Origin of the sequence: Citrobacter sp. BIDMC107 (assembly GCF_001037575.1) — a bacterium.
GTDB classification, from domain to species: domain Bacteria; phylum Pseudomonadota; class Gammaproteobacteria; order Enterobacterales; family Enterobacteriaceae; genus Citrobacter; species Citrobacter freundii.
Window position 1 is genome coordinate 2,586,386 of the sequence record NZ_KQ089848.1, and the last position, 20,877, is coordinate 2,607,262.

Annotated in this window: 17 protein-coding genes, 1 tRNA gene and 2 pseudogenes; 13 read left to right on the plus strand and 7 right to left on the minus strand. The window is 48.2% G+C overall.

The window, feature by feature from the left end:
• Positions 1-322 precede the first annotated feature (322 nt).
• Together SK39_RS12005 and SK39_RS12010 are read right to left on the minus strand one after the other, a co-directional pair.
• Positions 323-787 carry a hypothetical protein gene (locus SK39_RS12005; RefSeq protein ID WP_003840687.1) on the minus strand — a complete coding sequence of 155 codons (465 nt, stop codon included), beginning with the start codon at positions 785-787 and terminating at the stop codon, positions 323-325.
• The gene (locus SK39_RS12010; protein WP_016151203.1) at positions 787-1,557 is read right to left on the minus strand and encodes a winged helix-turn-helix domain-containing protein; all 771 of its coding nucleotides are present in this window, start codon (positions 1,555-1,557) and stop codon (positions 787-789) included. The genes SK39_RS12005 and SK39_RS12010 overlap by 1 nt, the downstream gene beginning before the upstream one ends.
• A gap of 578 nt (positions 1,558-2,135) precedes the next feature.
• Here SK39_RS12010 and SK39_RS12015 point away from each other — a divergent pair.
• Both SK39_RS12015 and misL read left to right on the plus strand, forming a co-directional pair.
• Entirely contained in the window at positions 2,136-2,753 is a 618-nt protein-coding gene (locus SK39_RS12015; RefSeq protein WP_003023988.1) for a helix-turn-helix transcriptional regulator, read from the plus strand.
• A gap of 74 nt (positions 2,754-2,827) precedes the next feature.
• The gene (gene misL, locus SK39_RS12020) at positions 2,828-5,638 is read left to right on the plus strand and encodes an intestinal colonization autotransporter adhesin MisL (protein ID WP_048217044.1); all 2,811 of its coding nucleotides are present in this window, start codon (positions 2,828-2,830) and stop codon (positions 5,636-5,638) included.
• A gap of 115 nt (positions 5,639-5,753) precedes the next feature.
• Here misL and SK39_RS12025 read toward each other — a convergent pair whose 3' ends face one another.
• The 3 genes and pseudogenes from SK39_RS12025 to SK39_RS27855 all read right to left on the minus strand — a co-directional run.
• Positions 5,754-6,170 carry a Rap1a/Tai family immunity protein gene (locus tag SK39_RS12025; RefSeq protein ID WP_231593816.1) on the minus strand — a complete coding sequence of 139 codons (417 nt, stop codon included), beginning with the start codon at positions 6,168-6,170 and terminating at the stop codon, positions 5,754-5,756.
• Positions 6,171-6,533: 363 nt separating this feature from the next.
• Positions 6,534-6,710: a hypothetical protein gene (locus tag SK39_RS12030; RefSeq protein WP_016151199.1), complete on the minus strand. Its 177-nt coding sequence runs from the start codon at positions 6,708-6,710 to the stop codon at positions 6,534-6,536.
• A 117-nt stretch (positions 6,711-6,827) separates the two neighbouring features.
• A pseudogene (locus SK39_RS27855) lies at positions 6,828-6,971 on the minus strand (SymE family type I addiction module toxin); the annotation flags it as partial.
• 55 nt (positions 6,972-7,026) lie between these two features.
• Between SK39_RS27855 and SK39_RS26840 the strand changes: the two are divergent.
• The 4 genes and pseudogenes from SK39_RS26840 (at position 7,027) to SK39_RS12060 (ending at position 10,445) form a co-directional block, all read left to right on the plus strand.
• A pseudogene (locus tag SK39_RS26840) lies at positions 7,027-7,863 on the plus strand (IS5 family transposase).
• 513 nt (positions 7,864-8,376) lie between these two features.
• On the plus strand, positions 8,377-8,628 hold the full coding sequence (locus tag SK39_RS12045) for a hypothetical protein (RefSeq protein ID WP_048217045.1): 252 nt from the start codon (positions 8,377-8,379) through the stop codon (positions 8,626-8,628).
• A 65-nt stretch (positions 8,629-8,693) separates the two neighbouring features.
• Positions 8,694-9,449: a hypothetical protein gene (locus SK39_RS27115; RefSeq protein ID WP_129622603.1), complete on the plus strand. Its 756-nt coding sequence runs from the start codon at positions 8,694-8,696 to the stop codon at positions 9,447-9,449.
• 18 nt (positions 9,450-9,467) lie between these two features.
• Positions 9,468-10,445: an MvdC/MvdD family ATP grasp protein gene (locus tag SK39_RS12060; protein ID WP_044714194.1), complete on the plus strand. Its 978-nt coding sequence runs from the start codon at positions 9,468-9,470 to the stop codon at positions 10,443-10,445.
• Positions 10,446-10,735: 290 nt separating this feature from the next.
• Here the strand turns inward: SK39_RS12060 and SK39_RS12065 are convergent, their stop codons facing one another.
• Both SK39_RS12065 and SK39_RS12070 read right to left on the minus strand, forming a co-directional pair.
• On the minus strand, positions 10,736-11,932 hold the full coding sequence (locus tag SK39_RS12065) for a tyrosine-type recombinase/integrase (protein WP_048217414.1): 1,197 nt from the start codon (positions 11,930-11,932) through the stop codon (positions 10,736-10,738).
• A gap of 127 nt (positions 11,933-12,059) precedes the next feature.
• Positions 12,060-12,154: transfer RNA gene (locus tag SK39_RS12070), tRNA-Sec, on the minus strand.
• A gap of 290 nt (positions 12,155-12,444) precedes the next feature.
• Here SK39_RS12070 and SK39_RS12075 point away from each other — a divergent pair.
• The 7 genes from SK39_RS12075 to SK39_RS12105 all read left to right on the plus strand — a co-directional run bounded on the left by SK39_RS12075 (position 12,445) and on the right by SK39_RS12105 (position 20,850).
• A complete protein-coding gene (locus SK39_RS12075; protein ID WP_032937155.1) occupies positions 12,445-13,827 on the plus strand; it encodes a glycoside-pentoside-hexuronide family transporter in 1,383 nt (460 codons plus the stop codon).
• Positions 13,828-13,837: 10 nt separating this feature from the next.
• Complete coding sequence (yicI, locus tag SK39_RS12080) at positions 13,838-16,156, plus strand: alpha-xylosidase (RefSeq protein WP_048217046.1); 2,319 nt, start codon at positions 13,838-13,840, stop codon at positions 16,154-16,156.
• A gap of 322 nt (positions 16,157-16,478) precedes the next feature.
• The gene (locus SK39_RS12085) at positions 16,479-18,032 is read left to right on the plus strand and encodes a BglG family transcription antiterminator (protein ID WP_048217047.1); all 1,554 of its coding nucleotides are present in this window, start codon (positions 16,479-16,481) and stop codon (positions 18,030-18,032) included.
• A 26-nt stretch (positions 18,033-18,058) separates the two neighbouring features.
• Positions 18,059-18,529, plus strand: coding sequence for a PTS sugar transporter subunit IIA (locus tag SK39_RS12090; RefSeq protein WP_003024008.1), 471 nt, complete (start codon positions 18,059-18,061; stop codon positions 18,527-18,529).
• 19 nt (positions 18,530-18,548) lie between these two features.
• Positions 18,549-18,869 carry a PTS fructose transporter subunit IIB gene (locus tag SK39_RS12095; RefSeq protein ID WP_003844521.1) on the plus strand — a complete coding sequence of 107 codons (321 nt, stop codon included), beginning with the start codon at positions 18,549-18,551 and terminating at the stop codon, positions 18,867-18,869.
• 26 nt (positions 18,870-18,895) lie between these two features.
• A complete protein-coding gene (locus SK39_RS12100) occupies positions 18,896-19,987 on the plus strand; it encodes a PTS fructose transporter subunit IIC (protein WP_003837581.1) in 1,092 nt (363 codons plus the stop codon).
• A gap of 11 nt (positions 19,988-19,998) precedes the next feature.
• Entirely contained in the window at positions 19,999-20,850 is an 852-nt protein-coding gene (locus tag SK39_RS12105; RefSeq protein WP_003837583.1) for a class II fructose-bisphosphate aldolase, read from the plus strand.
• Positions 20,851-20,877 lie beyond the last annotated feature (27 nt).

A 20,877-nucleotide genomic window follows, 5' to 3' on the forward strand; every position in this document is an offset into this window, starting at 1 on the left:
GCCAAAAATACACCGGAAACATACCGTTTCCTGAAATGCGATAACGCCTGAACCTTCAGACATTGCTCGCGAGAGAGATAAACGCCCCTGCCCACGCCTTCTCCAAATATCCATCCGTAGATTGAAGTCTTCTGGACAAAATAAAACGCCCATTTCGCTTAATTATTACGCAATGGATATCGTGATATTCAGGATGTTTCCTGATTCGGGATGAAGAATAGCAATGGGTTATTAGAGGATTCAGTGACCCATGTCGCGTAAGTCGATGATGACAAATATGAATTCCATTGAAGGGGCGCGATTTTTGTTTCCGGATATGACGTTACCTCTTGCGGCAATACAGCGAGGGTACATTGGAGCTGGCAAAGATCCATGTGCCCTTATACTCTTCCATGACCAGACTGAGGGTTCGTCCGCTTTGGCGGTAAAAACCGGGTAAGGTATTGTTAATATCCGTTTCATCGGCGCTGTCTGCGAAGGTTTTGACCACCTGCATCGCCTGTAGCACCCGGGCTTCGTGCTGTCTGGTGTAGTTGAAATAAATGTTCCTGCTGATGTCTGAGGTATTACGTCCGTACAGTTTTCCGGTAATGGTGGCCAAACCTGCATTATCGTACATCCGAAACGCTAACGTACCGGCAAAGCGATTGCTGCCAATATTCCATTCCACGTTGCCGATGCAACTCAGCGGCTTTTCGGCAAAGCGTGAATACCATAGCCACCCGCCTGAACCGAGCAACGTCGCCAGACCGATTACCAGCAGAATAAGGTGATGTATTTTTTTCATTACCCGCGCATCCAGTAATAGTGGGTAGTACAAAACGCGTTAGCATCTATCCGCGCATCTTTATCACAGACAAACGCCACGATCCTCTCCGCTTTGCGGTAGCCGGAAAGGAAGACGTGCTTGTTGTTTTCGCAGAGATAGGGATGCAGTTGCATCAGATTGAAATAATTCTCCTGGTCGTGCTCATTTGGCGAGTAATAAATTTTACAGTTTTGCCGAGAGGGAACTTGCATAGAAACAGACACGAATTTACTAAACGGCATAACAGGACGCGTCTGATACCACACCAGCCAGATAATCAGGGTGGCAATAACGATGCCCGTGCTAAATATAATGTACCACCAGGGTCCCCGCGTCGTTTGTTGAGGCGCGGGAGCAATTATCTTTGGGGGCGCGTAATCCTCTATAACCGGTGGCTGGTAAACTTCACTTTGAGGATGTGTTATCGCCTCAACCTGCGTATTTTCATTTAATGCAAGCCCGCGCCGGGAAATTGTTTTTACCGTATCTCTCGGCAGACCCACATCCGCCAGAGCATTACGTAGCGTCAGAATAGCCTGGTAAAATGTGTTGGTGGTGGTCACATTATTTCTCTCACCCCAGCCCACTTTAATCAACGTGTTCTGAGAAACAATGTCACTTGCGTGAGTAATTAAATAGAGAAAACAGAGCGAGGCTGGTATCTGTAGTTGAATTGCTCGCCCTGTCTGTCGATTGACCAGGCTTTTGTTATCAGGATTAAATTCGACCAACTGATTGATAAGGTACAATTGCCCAGCCCTCAGTAACCTAAACGTATCACCGCATGTGCCAACACTTACCTTAAATTTTACATCCAAATTGATAATATGCCTCACTCTTTGTACGTGATCGCAGATAAGAATTTCACTTAAGATTTAAATGTTCTTTACATACAACGTGTTAGCTGATCAAGTTCTTAGGTAAAATTAACTAATGTTAAATAATGAGAATTCATTACAGGTTTATCTGAATTATCATTATATTTATCCACAGCACTTCAAGGGTGATTGAGTTATCAGTATTGTGTAATTAATGAGCATTGTTTACATCGGTTGTTTTTTTAGCAAATAGTGCTTTTTTTGGGATTTATCCTATGGTTTTAATTTATGCATAAAATTCCTAATACCCAGACTGTTATTCTGAGATAAGGCACAAAAAAGCTTAGCGCAATCGTATTAATCACAGTCCATACTTATTAGCGCATCAGGAGTTTATTACATTTTATTAGCGCCACTGTTATTAGCTGACAAGGAATGTCGTACGTGTCGGATTGACACATTTATTTACCAATGAAATATTTATGGAAAAATAACAGGAGTCATTTTTGATGAAGAGATCACCATCACAGAGTGTTCGTTGCATAAGCTGTGAATTATCCTGTCAATTATTTCCGGATGCTGCGGTTCGCGCCAGTTACTGTCACCGTGCCGCTTTTGCTATCTGGCCTGAGGGAAATGGCTTTCTGCAAAAAGGAATTATTGAAAAACTTCTGCTTAATAATCAAAATCATTTGTCGCGCGGGTTTATTTTTGTGGACTTCTCTTTCCCGAACCTGCGCCTGTTTGCCGACCCGCAATGGGTTGATCGTCTGGCTTATAGCGGCATGCATATTGTTTTGATAGCGGACCGGAACCTGGCGCCGTTAGCCAACTACTGGCTGTCGAAAAGCAATAAAATACAAGGGATTATATATTCTGATGATGATGATGACGTACAGCATCAGAAAATGAGACGATTATTTACCGGTCATCTCGCTAACAGTAAACGTGGGCGCACACTCAACTATACAGAAATGATATTACTGAAGCGATTTGTCTCAGGAAAAAGTATTCAGCAAATTACCCAAATAGATAATATTGATATTAAGAAAATATATGTCTATAAGCTCCGGCTTGAAGATAAGTTGGGCCATAGTATTCATAAAATACTATCGAATATTTTATAACGCATTTCTGATTTTTATTATTTCACATCCTTGCGATGTGGTGGACGCTCTACGCCTAATAGCAGGAGGCTAATATGCCAAATCCCAAATCTTACTCTCGTATTGCCATCGCGGTTTCAGCCGCATTAACTTCTATGGTATTTTCGGCCCATGCAGCCTGGATTGATGTTGATAGTCTTCCTTCCAGCGGTCTGGTTAGTAGTCTGCCTCCGGAGTTGCAGGCTTTATTTCCTGCACAGGCGAATGCAAGTTTCGCTAAAACCAGCGCTACGCCGAATTATGTTTATCAATGGAGTGCTGGCACCATTCCTGTTTTTGGCAATGGGTTAACGCTCAATGGGCCAGGAGCAGAAGCCTTCGAGCACTCCATTACCGTTATTCAGAATAGCGCGACGGGTAGCCCAGGCGTTATTTTCGGTGATGACCTGACGATCCGCACACAGTCGAAGAATGCTGCCAACAATGGTAAAGATGTTGACGGTATTCGCACGCACGGGGCTAATACGCCGGATAACCCGGTCTTTATCATCACCGGAGATCGCACCAGCATTTATGTGGACGGTCAGGATGGTGACGGTATTAACGCCGGTTACAACTCCTATAGCCAGGGTTGGAAAGGTTCAGCCAACATATATGTCGGCGACGATCTGTATATTCAAACCACCGGTTATCAGGGGCGTGGTATCACTGCAAACGCAATGAAAGACGCCACGCAGGCTAAAAATACGATTGTCGTCGGCGACCGGGCACACATTGTGACGATAGGTGACAGTTCAGAAGGTCTTCGCACCGGGCAGAGTGGTTCCTCGATCCGCCTTGGTGATGATGCCACTATCGAGACGTCGGGTGCTTCCTCGACAGGGATCTATGCCGCCTCATCTTCCAAAACGGAACTGGGCAATAACGCCACCATTTCGGTGAGCGGTGCAAGCGCCCATGCGGTTTATTCCACCAATGCAACCGTGAATCTCGGCGAAAACGCGACGATCAACGTAAACAATTCGGCGAAAGCGGCGTCTTACAGCAAAGCGCCACGCGGTCTGTATGCGACTTCACGCGGTGCGATAAACCTGGCAGGCGGCGCCGCCATTACCATGGCGGGCAATCACAGCAATGAAAGTTATGCCATCAGCACCGAAACGGGCGGCTCCGTAGATGGCTCCGCAGGTGGGCGCTTCCTTATCGACGGCGATCTTCACGCCGCCGGCGCGACTGCCGCGAGCAGCAGCCTGCCGCAGCAAAACAGTACCATTACGCTCAATATGACCGACAACTCGTTGTGGAGTGGGGCGTCATACATCACCAGCGTCACGGCCGGAACGGGGGTTATCTCGCTGCAAATGAGCGATGCGACCTGGAACATGACCAACAGCTCAACGCTCACCGACCTGACGCTGAACGGCGGGTCAGTGGTGAATTTTGGGCATACTGACGGCGAACCGTGGCAGACGCTTACCATTAATGAAGATTTCACCGGCAACGGCGGCAAACTGGTTTTCAATACCGTCCTGAATGACGACACCTCCGAAACCGACAAGCTGAAAGTGCTCGGCAACACCGCGGGTAATGCGTTTGTGGCGGTGAACAACATTGGCGGAACCGGGGCGCAGACCGTTGAAGGTATTGAGATCATCGAAGTAGCCGGTAATTCTGACGGTACTTTTGAGAAAGCAGGCCGTATTGTTGCTGGTGCGTACGACTATAACGTGGTGCAAAAGGGCAGCAACTGGTATCTGACCAGCTTTATTCCTGCTCCGCCGGATCCGGAAGAACCGGACCCGGTAGATCCCATCGACCCAGACCCCGTTGACCCGGATCCGGTTGACCCTGTTGACCCAGGTCCTGTCGATCCAGACCCGGTCGATCCGATAATCCCTGAGCCGGAAATACCTGTCGCACCTCCGGTCACCGAGCAGCAATACCGCCCGGAAGCAGGCAGTTATCTGGCGAACAACTACGCCGCTAACACGCTGTTTATGACCCGACTGCACGATCGTCTGGGCGAAACGCAGTACATCGACATGCTGACGGGCGAGAAAAAAGTCACCAGTATGTGGATGCGTAACGTCGGGGCGCATACCCGCTTTAAAGACGGTAGCGGGCAGTTGAAAACCCAAAGCAACAGCTATGTGTTGCAGCTGGGCGGTGATCTGGCGCAGTGGAGTAGCGACGGCCTCGACCGTTGGCACATCGGCGCAATGGCAGGTTACGCCAACAGCCAGAACCACACGCAGTCCAGCCTGACCGGCTACCATTCACGTGGTCAGGTTACCGGTTACAGCGTGGGGCTGTACGGCACCTGGTATGCCAATGACGCAGACAAGACCGGCACTTACGTAGACACCTGGATGCTGTACAACTGGTTTGATAACAAAGTGATGGGCCAGGAGCAGGCGACGGAGAAATATAAATCCAGCGGGATTACTGCTTCGGTCGAAGCGGGTTATAGCTTCAAACTGGGTGAGAACGAGCGCAACAGCTACTGGCTGCAACCAAAAGCGCAGGTGGTATGGATGGACGTGCAGGCCGACAGCCACCGCGAAGCGAACGGTACCCGCGTGAAAGATAACACCGATGGCAACCTGATGACCCGTCTGGGTGTGAAAGCCTTTATCAACGGTCACAACGCCATCGACGACGGTAAATCACGCGAGTTCCAGCCGTTTGTTGAAGCCAACTGGATCCACAACACCCAGACCGCCAGCGTGAAGATGGACGATGTGAGCAATGACATGCGTGGCACGAAGAACATTGGCGAGCTGAAAGTCGGCGTTGAAGGTCAAATCACCCCGCGTCTCAATGTGTGGAGCAACGTGGCTCAACAGATCGGCGACAAAGGCTACAGCGATACCCGCGGTATGCTGGGCGTGAAATATAATTTCTGACGGGATTGTAAGTAACAGAAAAGCCGCTGATTAATAGGTCAGCGGCTTTATTTTTTGGGGAGGCGGTAGGTCGGATAAGCGTTAGCGCCATCCGGTAAATAAGCTGCGTACAGCGCTAGCTATTACTATTTTTGTTACAAGCAAGTTCTTTGCCCAAAGCAATCATGGCCAATTCAGAAGGACTGTATTTTGTTCGTTCTTTAGGATGGGTCTGGAGGTAATTACCAACAATATCAGCTTCCTGTCCAATGGTTATGCTTTCATTACAGATGATATTTTCTTTTGATAGTGTCCCCGCTACACCGGCAACAAAAGACATATACATCACTGCTGTCTGTTCATCCCGAACATTCAAATAATCAAAACCTTTCTCATACAACTGATAGCCGTGATAAAGCGAGTTGCCGTCGATATTCAATGTCGATTTTGCCAGTACAGGCGTTGAAAAACAGAGCAATAACAAGACAGGAATGGCAATTTTACTGATCATACGAGCACCAGCCACCCTTATGGTGTGAGCCAGTACCGCCATGCGGGTGTTCTCCTTTCGGGCATGCGAAAACAGTGGATGATGCGGTGATAGTGACGAGAGCGATAACCATTGCCATGAATACGTTTTTCATATGTAACCCAATAATCTAATTTATTAGAAACGAGGCTGTCCCTTCCTGATTAAAGAAAAATGATGCCTGTGTATTTTTAGCGGGATTATAATATGGTGTTTATTGTGCTGTCATGTTTATCGTTTGGCATAGGCCATCAGGATAGTATTTTTATTATGGTTTTTAGTATAGAGATTGAATGATTTCTGATGCCTTTCTGATTCATGGATAATGAGTTAATGCTTCAAATATCATAATTATTGATTATTGCCCGTAAGTTTATAATGCTTTTTTCATTTATTAGGCTCCATTAATTCATCAAAGAAATTATCGCCGTTAACAATATTATCAGAATGAATATCAAATTGTGCACATTGAATCTTGGCTTTCAGTAACTGAATTTTTATTTCTTCGACTTTTTCATCGTCGTCAATCGAAAAGATGGTGTCTGGTTTTTCGTGGTGATTCATTTGTTTGGGTTCCCGTTACACTTTGGCTTCATTTTCCAGGAGAGTAGGCCGGATAAGCGCAAGCGCCATCCGGCACCAAGTGAACCTGTAAGTACTGCTTGCATGTTCAGCCGCACTTCACTGGAGAGTCGCCAGCGTGCTCTCAATTCTTTTTAACTTCTGATTTGCCTCTTGCAGCTCATCCTGCAGCCGTTGCTCCTGCTCGCCATAGACCATCAGCACGATACAGCCGTTCATCACTTTTACGCTAGGCTGTGTCCCGTAACTGTTTTTTGTACAATCTAATGTATGTCCTAACCACCGGAAGCTTCTTAATTTGGCCCGTTACGATTTCCCTGATGATGCCTGGACGCTGATTCTCCCCATGCTGCCACCTGAACAAGGTACATCCAGAGGTGGTCGCCCTTATCTGGCACAGGCAAGTAATGAATGGCATATTTTGGGTGTTGTGTTCAGGAGCCCCCTAGCGAGATTTGCCCGAACGCTATGGGCACTGGAAAACCACTTACAATCGATTTAATCGATGGTCTAAGGCTGGGGTGATGAACAATATTTTCAATAAATCACTCCAGATTCTGGATGAAAAAGAGTTAGTGGACTGGGACGTCATTGCCCTTGATGGCAGTAACATTCGCGCCCTGAAAGCGGCTGCCGGAGCGAAAAAAAACATCCCGATGAACTCGACGATCTTGGGCTGGGTCGCTCTCGGGGCGGCTTTGGCACCAAAATCCATCTGGCGACAGATGGAACGGGATTGCCGTTAAGTTTTTGCCTGAGCGGTGGACAAGCTCACGAGAGTCAGTATGCAAAAGCCCTGCTCAACCGGGTTGGCGTTATCCGAAAAAGTGGGTGCCTGAAATCCCGGCCAAAAGCGGTACTGGCAGATAAAGGTTATTCAGGCCATAACCTTCGGCATGATTTGAAAATCAAAGGGATAACAGCAGTCATTCCTTTCAAATCGAATGAAAAAGCCAGCCGGGACAAACGCCGAAAACTTAACAGTCAGTTGTACAAAAAACGCAATGTAGTGGAACGTTGTTTCGCGGTATTAAAAGAAAATCGCCGTATCGCTACACGCTCAGAAAAGACGGCGAGAAACTATTTGAGTATGCTTAAACTGGCTGCCGTCAGGTTGTTTTTAAGGCGATTGTAGCCTACAAATCAGCCAACTCCCGCTGTATTTTTCATAGCTGCATATAACCCAATAATATAATTTGTTTTCACAAAAAACTACGCACAAAGTTGACATATTGATAGCGACCACGGGTAGCAATAAGAGATTCTAACGTTAATACGGCTAAAATTGGCCGGGAAGGGTTGAAGGTATCATGTTCAAGGATATGAGCTGCACAATAACTGCTATTACATAATAGATGGAAAAGTCAATAATACCTTTTTCTTAATGTATAGTTGTTGACTTCGGCGGTCAAAGGTAATTCTCTATGTAATTCAATAAACTACTCATGAATTCACTGTTTAAACCATGAGTAAATAGATTGTCATTTAGCACCTGTGCGGACGAATTTAAGTTTAAAGTCAAATAATTTATCGCATTCATTTGCACATTTTAAACAATGAATTATTCTTTACATGTAAGGTTCTTTGTAAACACTCACGATGGGGGCGCAATCTTGCGCTATAAGCCGATACTTGCATGGAGTTTATTATGCCTAAAAAATTTATATTAAATGCCAAGTATTTAGATGATCACATCAGTGATGTTAGTTGGCTGAACGCATCTGGTAATCCAGTTCAATTCGAGAATTTAATTAAAAACCTTCTTGAAGAAGCAAAGTTAAATATAGGTGGCGATAAATGTGATGTTATTTCATTTCCTGTTAATGTTGAGGTTAGACCTTATATTTTTGGTGTTTGTGTTGAAATTTCAGTGAATGGTTTTAAAGTAGGGCATGCATAACCAAAAATTTATTCTGTTTTATTGAAAGTTAGACTATCGAAGTTGACAGCTATGAGGACGAAGAAATGCCAGTTGAGCCAGATTTTTTAAATGAACGATTCCTGATGTCGGGTGAAAATACGCTGGGCGCCTCTGTCCAGCTTGAAGTAATTATCATTGCAAAAGGTGATGAGCGCTTGGTTTTTGGACATCTCAATGAACGATTTTCCGTAGCTTTGAAAGATGTCATCGACATATCGGATACTTTGAATGGTATAGCAAATCCATTTAACGAAGGTTTTCCTGCTAGCTTGACGCTTTCTGAAGATACTGTGGTGCATCAAATTAAGATGATGCATGCAAAAGATTTGCTTTCCGAATGGCCGTTTGTGATTTCTCGCCCTTCAATGACACAGCCATTCACAAGGGATCCATACCCAGCGGAACATGATGAGTGGCTACGCCAGCGTGGTGTCCAACCGCTTGGAGCTTCACCAGAGAGGGCTACTACCCGTTATACTTCGAAGCAGACACGACGAGATACGACACGGTATACAACGAACCCTAATGATGGTAGCACTAGTGTCGATGGTTTTAATAACGATGGTTATGTTAACGATGGCTACGATCCTGATGGGTATGACAATGACCCTGATAATGTCTTAAATGTTACCCCTTCAACTTCACATCAAAGTTCTACACGTTACACCGCTTCACAATCTCGGAGAGATACTACCCGTTACACCACAGATCCAAACAATGGTAGTACGCGTGTAGATAGCATAGATAATGACGGATATTATAATGATGACAGCACTCCTGATGTTTATGATAACAATTAGGTACAGGATAAAATTAAAATGGAAGAAAATACCGTCCTTATCCTATCATTTCATGAAGACGAACATGCTGCTGTTGTTAAATACGAAATAGATAAACTGGGAGGGAGCGTAGTAGTATTTGATCCGCAGCAGGAGGATGACTTCTCACTTATATATGAGGTACATTCGAACACAGTACAGAGGAAATTAAGAATACAAGAATATGATCTTGATCTTGATAGATTGTCAGGGCTATGGTGGCGAAGACCCACAATCCCACAGCCAGGTAGTGACGTTCGGCACCCTACAGTACGTAAATTAGTTAGCGAAGAGTTAAAGCAGTTTTATCTAGGATGTCTTGCATCAAGTCAGATACTTATAATGAATCCATTTGCGCAATCGGCTCTCGCACGTTTCAAATTACATCAATTACAAATAGCCTCTCTTGTAGGTCTAAATATACCTGCAACGATGGTGTCGACATCCGTTACTGCAATCGATAAATTCATTGATGAACATAATGCAGACCTCATCTATAAACCCTTTTCTGGCATAGGGTTCGGAGCTTTCGAAACGCGCCCCCTAGTGGATGATGAGCGGTATATGTCGGAGAAAATGAGCAATTGCCCACCTATTTTGCAGAAACATATTCATGGTGAGTATGATTTGAGAATTACTATCGTAGGAAATGTAATGTTATGCGCAAAAATAGATTACAAGGCTGGCTACCACCCTGTTGATAGCCGAGCAGACATGGTTCCCATCACGCCCGTGTCTATTCCTGCTATACTCCAATCAAAATTATTTAAGCTAATTGATGCATTAGGGTTAGTTTACGCAGCTATAGATATGAGATTTGACGGAGTTGATTATTGGTTTTTTGAGGTGAATCCAGAAGGGCAATTCCTTTGGATTGAACTTCATACAGGATTACCAATAAGTCATGCAGTGGCATGTTATCTAATGCGGAATAGTATAAATGACGATAGTGAATTGGGAGTGTATTTTCGGAACTAGTTCAAAAATGATCAATAAATTAGAATAATATATCTTTTGATAGTGTAAGATATGCTGAGCAGTACTAAAGAGTGATAAGGTAATTATAATTAACAAAAGTGGGGTGGGTTGATATCATATTTCAGTATTAATGTTTTTACTTAAATACTATCGTTATACATCATAAATGGATTCAGGGTGTAGAATAAAAGACCCTTGTGAAAAAATTGACCGATGTTGGAGCAGACCTACCTGTCAGATTAGACTTAGGTGTAGCTCTTTGCCATAAAATTATACAACTTAAATCTAAACTAATACGATAGACATCTTGGTTTTTGTTTTTTATTCATAATGTTGTCGCTGTACCATTGAAGCATGACCCGTCTTTTTTCAAAGTAATGAGCATGATTATAAGTTCCGCGAATACTATTCTTATCAACATGCGCCAACTGCATTTCAATCCATGCACTATCAAATCCCTGCTCATGTAGGATTGTCGACATTGTATGTCTGAAACCGTGACCTGTAGCACGACCTCTGTAGCCAAGTAACTCAATCACATGTGCCACACTTTCCTTGCAGATTGGTTTACTGTGGTTGTTCCTGCCAATAAAAATGTAGGGATAATGGCCAGTAATAGGTTTGAGCTGCTTAAAGAGGTCAATCACCTGAGTGGATAAAGGAACGACGTGAGGCCTACGCATTTTCATCCGTTCTGCCGGTATTTCCCATAACCCTTTTTCGAGATCTACTTCGTCCCACGTAGCAAAGCGTATCTCTTGGGTTCGCACACCTGTAAGTATGATTATCTTCGTCGCATTCTTCGTAATAATGCTACCGGTATACGCTTCAAGGTCGCGTATAAAATGCGGCATTTCTTCTGCGGATAAAAATGGGTGATTTTTTTGCTTTGGAACGGCCAGCGCAATAGCTAAATCAGGTGCGGGGTTGTATTCAGCTCTACCGGTGATTATGGCGTAGCGGAAAACCTCGCCACAGCGTTGACGCACTTTCCTCGTTTTCTCTAAGGCTCCACGCTTTTCGATACGACGTAGCACCTCGAGCAATTCCAACGGTTTGATCTCACTTATAGGGCGCTTACCAATGTATGGGAAAATATCTTGTTCAAATGTTTTAATAATTTCTTCGCGGTAAGCCACTGTCCAGCGATCGGCTTTATTTGAATGCCACTCCCGACATATCGCTTCGAATGAGTTTTCTGTTGAGAGATGCTGTGCCAGCTTTTGGGCTTTACGTTCTTCCACTGGGTCTATGCCGTTTGCTACCTGCTTACGAGCTGTATCGCGTTTCTCACGTGCTTCTGCGAGGCCCACAAGGTCGTAGCTGCCAAATGACATTAGCCGTGCTTTACCGGTAAAACGAAAGCGGAAGCGCCAGCCCTTTGAGCCGTCTGGATTGATGAGTAATAAAAGGCCTTGTCGATCGTTCAATGTGTAGGGCTTGCCTTGGGGCTTTGCCCGTTTAATTTGTATGTCAGTTAGTGGCATGTGTATATAAAATTTATACACATCACTATACATATTTTTCATGGATTCAGAGATAACTTGTCGGACGGTTACGGATGACTGCGGAGGAACTTTGGCGACACAGTGGGGGAATTCAGGATAGGCAAATTGGCGGAAGATCACAGGAGTCGAACCTGCCCGGGAACGCTGGCGCCCCCAACTGGATTTGAAGTCCAGCCACCTCACCGGAGATGACGATCTTCCGCGCCTCGATTGCTACATGGAGGCGGGGCGCATTATAGCTACTTCCTGGGGTTTCCACACCCCCTCACTCACTTTTTTAACTTCCCTTTTGTCTTGCCATGATCGGTTTCATATAAATCCTCAATAAATCCGGTAGTTACATTTCATCACATTTTTCGACGCAACTCTGATCACAGAAAACAAGAATCGTAATTTGATAACGAGATATCGGAATACCCGCGCTCACAGGGATGGTTTACAAGAACTGTAACCGGTATCAGTGCGTGTGAAAGTGCTAACAAGGATGCGTAATGAAAAGTGAGATTTTGTCCGTTAAAGAGAAGATTGGCTACGGTATGGGCGATGCGGCGAGCCACATTATCTTCGATAACGTCATGTTATATATGATGTTCTTCTATACCGATATTTTTGGTATTCCGGCCGGATTTGTCGGCACCATGTTCCTGCTGGCCCGCGCGCTGGATGCTATCTCAGACCCTTGCATGGGACTGCTCGCTGACCGCACCCGCTCACGCTGGGGGAAATTTCGCCCGTGGGTACTGTTTGGCGCACTGCCGTTTGGTCTGGTCTGTGTGCTCGCCTACAGCACACCGGATCTCAGCCTGCATGGCAAAATGATTTATGCCGCAATCACCTACACGCTGCTGACCCTGCTTTATACCGTGGTGAATATTCCCTATTGTGCGCTGGGCGGCGTGATCACCAATGACCCCACGCAGCGCATCTCCCTGCAGTCATGGCGCTTTGTGCTGGCGACGGCGGGCGGCATGCTCTCCACCGTGCTGATGATGCCGCTGGTGAATCTGCTTGGCGGTGAAGATAAGGCGCTGGGTTTCCAGGGTGGGATTGCCGTGCTCTCGGTGGTGGCATTCCTGATGCTGGCATTCTGCTTCTTTACCACCAAAGAACGCGTGGAAGCGCCGCCGAGCAGCACCTCAATGCGTGAAGACCTGCGCGACATCTGGCAGAACGATCAATGGCGCATCGTCGGCCTGCTGACCATTCTCAACATCCTTGCTGTCTGCGTACGCGGCGGGGCGATGATGTATTACGTCATCTGGATTCTGGGCACGCCAGAAGTGTTTGTCGCCTTCCTCACCACCTATTGCGTCGGCAATCTTATCGGCTCTGCGCTGGCGAAGCCGCTGACCGACTGGAAATGCAAAGTCAGCGTCTTCTGGTGGACCAACGCCGCGCTGGCGGCCGTCAGTCTGGCGATGTTCTTCGTACCGATGCACGCCAACATTACCATGTTCGTCTTCATCTTCGTGATTGGCGTACTGCATCAGCTCGTGACGCCAATTCAGTGGGTAATGATGTCCGACACCGTGGATTACGGCGAGTGGTGCAACGGAAAACGTCTGACGGGGATCAGCTTTGCGGGCACGTTGTTCGTCCTCAAGCTGGGTCTGGCGCTCGGCGGGGCGCTGATCGGCTGGATGCTGGCAGGTGGGGGCTACGACGCTGCAGCGAAAACCCAGAACGGCGCCACCATTAGCATCATCATCGCGCTGTTCACCATAGTCCCGGCTATTTGCTACCTGCTGAGTGCCGTGATCGCCAAACGCTTCTACACCCTGAAAACCCCGTATCTGACTGAAATCATGAGCCAACTGGCGCAGGGCGCGCGCCGCAATCAGCAAGATTTCACGACGAAAGAATTACAGAACTAAGGAACCGATGATGAAAATTAGCGATGGAAACTGGCTGATTCAGCCCGGTCTGAACGTGATTAACCCGATTCAGGTGTTCGAGGTTGAACAGCAGGGCAATGAGATGATTGTCTACGTTGCGCCGCGCGATGTGCGTGAACGTACCTGGCAACTGGATACCCCATTGTTTATCCTGCGCTTCTTCTCGCCGCAGGAAGGCGTGGTCGGTGTGCGTATGGAGCACTTCCAGGGGGCGCTGGATACCGGTCCGCATTACCCGCTCAATGTGCTGCAGGATGTGAAGGTCGAGATGCGCAACACCGCTGAGATTGCCGAACTGAAGAGCGGTAACCTGAGCGTGCGCGTAACCAAAGGGGAATTCTGGTCGCTGGATTTCCTGCGTAACGGCGAACGTATTACCGGCAGCCAGCTGAAAAACAACGGCTACGTGCAGGATACCAACAGCGGGAAAAACTTTATGTTTGAGCGCCTGGATCTCGGCGTCGGGGAAACGGTATACGGCCTGGGCGAGCGCTTTACCGCGCTGGTGCGTAACGGGCAAACGGTAGAAACCTGGAACCGTGACGGCGGCACCAGCACCGAGCAATCTTACAAGAACATCCCGTTCTATATCACCAACCGCGGTTACGGTGTGCTGGTGAATCATCCGCAGTGCGTGTCATTTGAAATCGGCTCTGAAAAGGTGTCGAAAGTGCAGTTCAGCGTGGAAAGCGAGTATCTGGAATATTTCGTCATCGACGGCCCAACGCCGAAGGACGTGTTGAACCGTTATACCCAGTTCACTGGCCGTCCCGCGCTGCCGCCCGCCTGGTCGTTCGGCCTGTGGCTGACCACGTCGTTCACCACCAATTATGACGAAGCGACGGTCAACAGCTTTATCGACGGCATGGCCGAGCGCAATCTGCCGCTACACGTTTTTCACTTTGACTGCTTCTGGATGAAAGCCTTCCAGTGGTGCGACTTTGAGTGGGATCCGCTGACCTTCCCGGATCCGGAAGGCATGATCCGCCGCCTGAAAGAAAAAGGGCTGAAGGTCTGCGTGTGGATTAACCCGTATATTGGCCAGAAATCGCCAATATTCAAAGAGCTGAAAGAGAAAGGCTATCTGCTCAAGCGGCCGGACGGTTCCCTGTGGCAATGGGATAAATGGCAGCCGGGCCTGGCGATTTACGACTTCACTAATCCGCAAGCCTGTGAGTGGTATGCCAATAAGCTGAAAGGTCTGATGGATATTGGCGTTGACTGCTTCAAAACCGACTTTGGCGAACGCATTCCTACTGACGTTCAGTGGTTTGACGGTGCCGATCCGCAGAAAATGCATAACCATTATGCGTACATCTACAACGAACTGGTGTGGAACGTGCTGAAAGATACTGTCGGTGAAGAAGAGGCGGTGCTGTTTGCCCGTTCAGCTTCGGTCGGCGCGCAGCAGTTTCCGGTGCATTGGGGCGGCGATTGCTATGCCAACTATGAATCGATGGCCGAAAGCCTGCGCGGCGGGTTGTCCATTGGTCTGTCCGGCTTTGGCTTCTGGAGTCACGATATTGGCGGCTTTGAGAATACTGCCCCGGCGCACGTCTACAAGCGCTGGTGTGCGTTCGGGCTGCTCTCCAGCCACAGCCGTCTGCACGGTAGCAAATCCTACCGTGTACCGTGGGCGTACGATGACGAATCCTGCGATGTGGTGCGCTACTTCACCGAGCAGAAATGCCGCATGATGCCGTATCTGTATCGTGAAGCGGCGCGCGCCAATGAGCTAGGAACGCCGATGATGCGCGCAATGATGCTGGAGTTCCCGGACGATCCGGCATGTGATTATCTCGACCGCCAGTACATGTTGGGCGATAGCGTGATGGTTGCGCCGGTGTTTAGCGAGGCGGGCGATGTGCAGTTTTACCTGCCGGAAGGACGCTGGACGCATCTGTGGCGTAACGACGAGGTGTCTGGCAGTCGCTGGCATAAACAGCAGCATGGCTTCCTGAGTCTGCCAGTCTACGTGCGCGAGAACACTCTGCTGGCGCTGGGCAGCAATAACCAGAAGCCGGACTACGCCTGGCATGAAGGAACCGCGTTCCAGCTGTTCCATCTGCAGGAGGGCCGGGAAGCGGTGTGTGAAGTGCCTGCGATGGACGGCTCGGTTATCTTCACGCTGAAGGCGACGCGTGTAGGTAATACCATCACTGTGAAAGGGAAGGGTGAGGCACGTAACTGGACGCTGTGCCTGCGAAATATTCAGGAAATTGGCGGCATTAAATGCGGGTCGCATATGGGCAGCGAGCTGGGTGTAGTTATTACTCCACAGGGCAGTGAGCTGACGATTACCTTGTAAGTATGTGTCGACGTGGTGCCGGATGCGTTTTATCCGGCCCACGCTGCGAGCAGCATTCCAGATCTGAAAATCCAAAACATCCTGAATTAAATTTTTATCTCTGCATATTTGCGAGCGGTATCACTCTGATTCCCGCGAAAAATGTGATCTGCGCCGTAAATATCTCACTATTTCCTCTTTTTGTCTTATTTCTGTCCGGATTACTGGACACGATTTAGTATTGTTGACGCATCGTAGTCCTCTTATATTTATCATCACGGATTACACGTGGAGCATAAGCGCTTCTTTAGCTATTTAATCTGGTGTGTGATAAGGGTAAATAATGCAAATGATTACCTCGCGACAAAACAGATTATTAAAGTTTCTTCTGTCTAAGAAGGAATATGTAACGCTGCTGAAAATTGCCGAGTATTTATCTGTTTCAGAGAAAACTGTGCAGCGCGATCTGCGCTTACTGGAACCATGGTTATCAGAATGGAAAATAACCATCGATAAACGTGCTGGTGCTGGGGTGATATTAAGTTCCGATAATATTACCGACCTTTTATATATGGATCAGTTATTAGGATCGGAAGGTGATGATACTGACGGCATGATGAATAATTCACGGCGAGTCAAGATAGCCTCACAGTTATTAAGCGAAACGCCGCATGAAACGTCGATCAGTAAATTATCCGAACGTTATTTCATTAGTAGCGCATCGATTGTTAATGATCTGAAAGTAATTGAATCCTGGATTACCCCACTGGGCCTGTCGTTGATTCGCAGTCAGAGCGGCACGCATATCGAAGGCAGCGAGAGCGGTGTACGCCAGGCGATGGCGTCGCTGATTAACGGCGTGATTAACCATAATGAACCTGGTAACGTGGTTTATTCACGCCTTGACCCGGGCAGTTATAAAGCCTTAGTGCATTACTTTGGCGAAGAAGACGTTTTATTTGTCCAGACGTTATTGCAGGAAATGGAGAGCGACCTGTGCTGGTCTTTGGGCGAGCCTTATTACGTCAATATCTTTACCCATATTTTGATCATGATGTACCGCATCACGCGGGGCAATGCGCTGCCGAGAAAAGATGAAAATATCACCTCATGTGACGAGAATATTTTTTCCATTGCCAGCCGGATGATTCAACATATTGAAAAACGCATTGCCCACCCGCTACCGGAAGACGAAGTCTGGTTTATTTATCAATACATTATCTCTTCCGGCGTGGTAATTGAAGAGCATAACGACGTGAGCGTGATTGGCCATATGCACTCCAGCGACGAAGCGCGTTTGATTACCCATCGGTTGATTGCCTCCTTTGCCGAGATGGTCGACAGCGATCTTAGCCAGGACACGGCGCTTTATGATGGATTGCTGATCCACATTAAGCCGCTGATTAACCGCCTGAACTACCAGATCCGCATTCGTAATCCGCTGCTGGAGGATATTAAAGGCGAGTTGCAGGACGTGTGGTGTCTGACCCAGTGCGCGGTGAATCGGGTGTTTAGCGGCTGGGGCGAGCGGGCCGTGTCGGAAGATGAGGTGGGATATTTAACCGTGCATTTTCAAGCCGCAATGGAGCGGCAGATAGCGCGTAAGCGCGTGCTGCTGGTCTGCTCAACCGGTATTGGCACCTCTCACTTACTCAAAAGCCGTATTCTGCGCGCCTTTCCGGACTGGACTATCGTCGGCGTGGTATCGGCAGGCAGCCTGCCCTCCGTACTGACTGACGATATTGAACTGGTGGTATCGACGATAAATTTACCTGCTGTTGCTATGCCGGTCGTGTATGTCACCGCCTTTTTCAATGATGCAGATATTAAGCGGGTAACAGAAACGGTTATTACGGAAAAATTACATCGGGCGACGTCGCTGGTCGTCGAAAATTAATGTCTGAACTCCATGAGGTATGATTGATGGACATCACGAAAATACTCAATACAAATCGCGTTATTTTGGACATGAAGGCCACAAACAAAACGGAGGCTATTGAGGAACTGACGGATATTCTGCAGAAAGATGGGGCAATTAGCTGTCGGGAAACGTTTATTCAGGATGTCTGGCAGCGTGAATCAGAAGGCTCGACCGGCTTCGAAAATCATATTGCGATCCCGCACGGGAAATCCTCGGCGGTGGTCAATACCACGCTGGCAATTGGGCGTACCCGCCAGGATATTCCCTGGGAAACCCTGGATGGCAGCAACGTGCGCTGCATCATTCTGTTTGCCGTACGTCTTGAAGATCAAAACACTACACATATTCGTCTGCTTTCGCAGGTTGCCGGCGCGTTGGCGGATGACGACATTATTGAACAACTGTTAGTCGAAAGCAGTCCACAGAAAATTATTGAGCTTTTTAGCCAATATGCTGAATCCAATGTCTGCTAAATAAAAAGTGGAGCATGTTATGAATATTGTTTGTGTTGCCGCCTGTACGGCGGGTATTGCGCACACCTATATTGCCCGTGAGAAGCTAATTAAAGGTGCTAAAGCGCTTGGTCATAATATAAGAGTTGAAACCCAGGGAACTATCGGCACGGAGAACGAACTGCTGACAGAGGATATTTCTGCAGCTGATGTCGTAATTCTTGCTGTCGATGTCAAAATAAAAGGGGAGGAACGATTTTCAAATAAACGCATCGTGCGAGTGAAAACCGAAATCGTCATAAAATCGCCCATTCAGTTTCTTGAAAAGGTCGAAAAATCATTAGTTAATAATAACCAGTAGCGATCCTCATTCTGGAGGGATTTCACATGAGTGAAAATAAAATTCCGCTATCTCAGGAAATAAAAAGACATTTATTAACGGGGATTTCGTGGATGATCCCGTTAATTGTCGCCGCCGGGATCTGTATTGCTCTTGGGCAAATACTTGGCGGCACTAACGTAGGTGAAAAAACAGGAACCATACCCTGGATGCTCAACCAGATTGGCGGCTGGGGGATGGGGTTAATCGTACCGCTGATCAGTGCGGCGATTGCGTACTCCATTGCCGATCGTCCCGGATTTGCGCCGGGCCTGATTGTCGGCTTTGTTTGCGGCGAAATTCATACCGGTTTTATCGGCGGGATGCTGGGCGGGTTCCTGGTCGGTTATACCGTACTGCTACTTAAGCGCTATATCCGTTTGCCACAGTCGATGCAGGGGCTGATGCCCATCATGGTGTTGCCGGTACTGAGTACCGTCATTGGCGGCCTGTTGATGATGACGCTGATTGGCAAGCCGATAGCCTGGCTGCAGGACGCGTTGATTCATCTGCTGGAGTCCATGCAGGGCGGATCCCGCTTTCTGATGGGCGCTATCCTCGGTGCGATGGCGACATTCGACTTCGGCGGACCGGTGAATAAAACCATGTCGCTGTTTGCTGACGGCATGCTGGTCAGCGGTGTGTACGGTCCGGAAGCGGTGAAGTTTGTTGGTTCGATGATCCCTCCGTTCGGCATTACGCTCTCTTTCCTACTGACGCGTCACAAATACACCCGTGCGGAGCGCGAGGCGCTGAAAGCGGCATTCCCGATGGGGATCTGCATGATTACCGAAGGGGTCATTCCGATTGCAGCGCGTGACCTGTTGCGCGTGGTGGGCTCCTGCGTGGTGGCCTCGGCGATTGCGGGCGGCCTGATTATGGTGTGGGGTGTCGAAAGCCCGGTACCGCACGGCGGCATGTTTGTGGTTCCGCTCTTTACGCATCCACTGCTGTTTTGCCTGGCGCTGGGGATCGGCACGGTGATTTGCGGTGTCATGTTGTCGCTGTGGAAGAAACCGGTGACCGAGCGTGACGAAGAGTTTGATGAACTCAGCGATCAAAAACTGAAAGACGAAGAGATCACCTTCACCCTGGAATAACCGGAGGCCGTATGTTTGCCGATATGAAAAGCATGGTGGCGAAAGCCTGGCGCGAGCAGTACGCGCTGCTGGCCATCAACTGCATGAACCTGGAAAGCGCCCGCGCGGCGGTTCGGGTGGCAGAGAAACACCGTGCGCCCATCATTCTGAATCTGTATCAGGGGCATCTGGAGCATTTTCCGGCCCCGATAGCCGCTGCGGTCGTCAAAACGCTGGCAGAGGAAGCCTCGGTACCGGTCGCGCTGGCGCTGGATCATGGAAAGGATCCTGTACGCATTCGTCAGGCTTTTCGCGCCGGATTCAGCGGGTTAATGATCGATGCCTCCGCCTTTGCGCTGGAGGAGAACATTCGCCAGACCCGGGCAGTGGTCGAGCTCGCAGCCAGCGTTTCTCTGTGCGTGGAAGGCGAGCTGGGCCATCTGGCCGATGCTCCGCGCTATGACCATGCCGCTAACGCTGATTTGATGACTCAGGCCGCCGACGTGGAACCCTTTATCCAACAGACCGGCATCGATTTGCTGGCGGTGTCGGTGGGCACGGCACACGGCATGTACGCGCCGGGTATCACACCTGCTATTGATTTCCTGCGGCTGGAGGAAATAGCCCGGTTATCAACGGTACCTCTGGCACTGCATGGCGGCAGCGGGACGCCGTTTGATCAGCTACAGCGTTGCCCGACGTTTGGTGTCGCCAAGATAAACGTTGGTGCGGCGGTTTTCGAAGCCGGAAAGGCTGCGCTACTGCATACCCTGTGTCGTGACACATCCGGTGAACTCGTTAATGCCCTGGCCCTGATGGAACAGGCCTGCGAGGAAGCCATTATTCCGTACCTGCAGGCCAGCGGCGCTATCGGCAAAGCCTGATTCATTTTCTGTAACGCCTTCTATGCC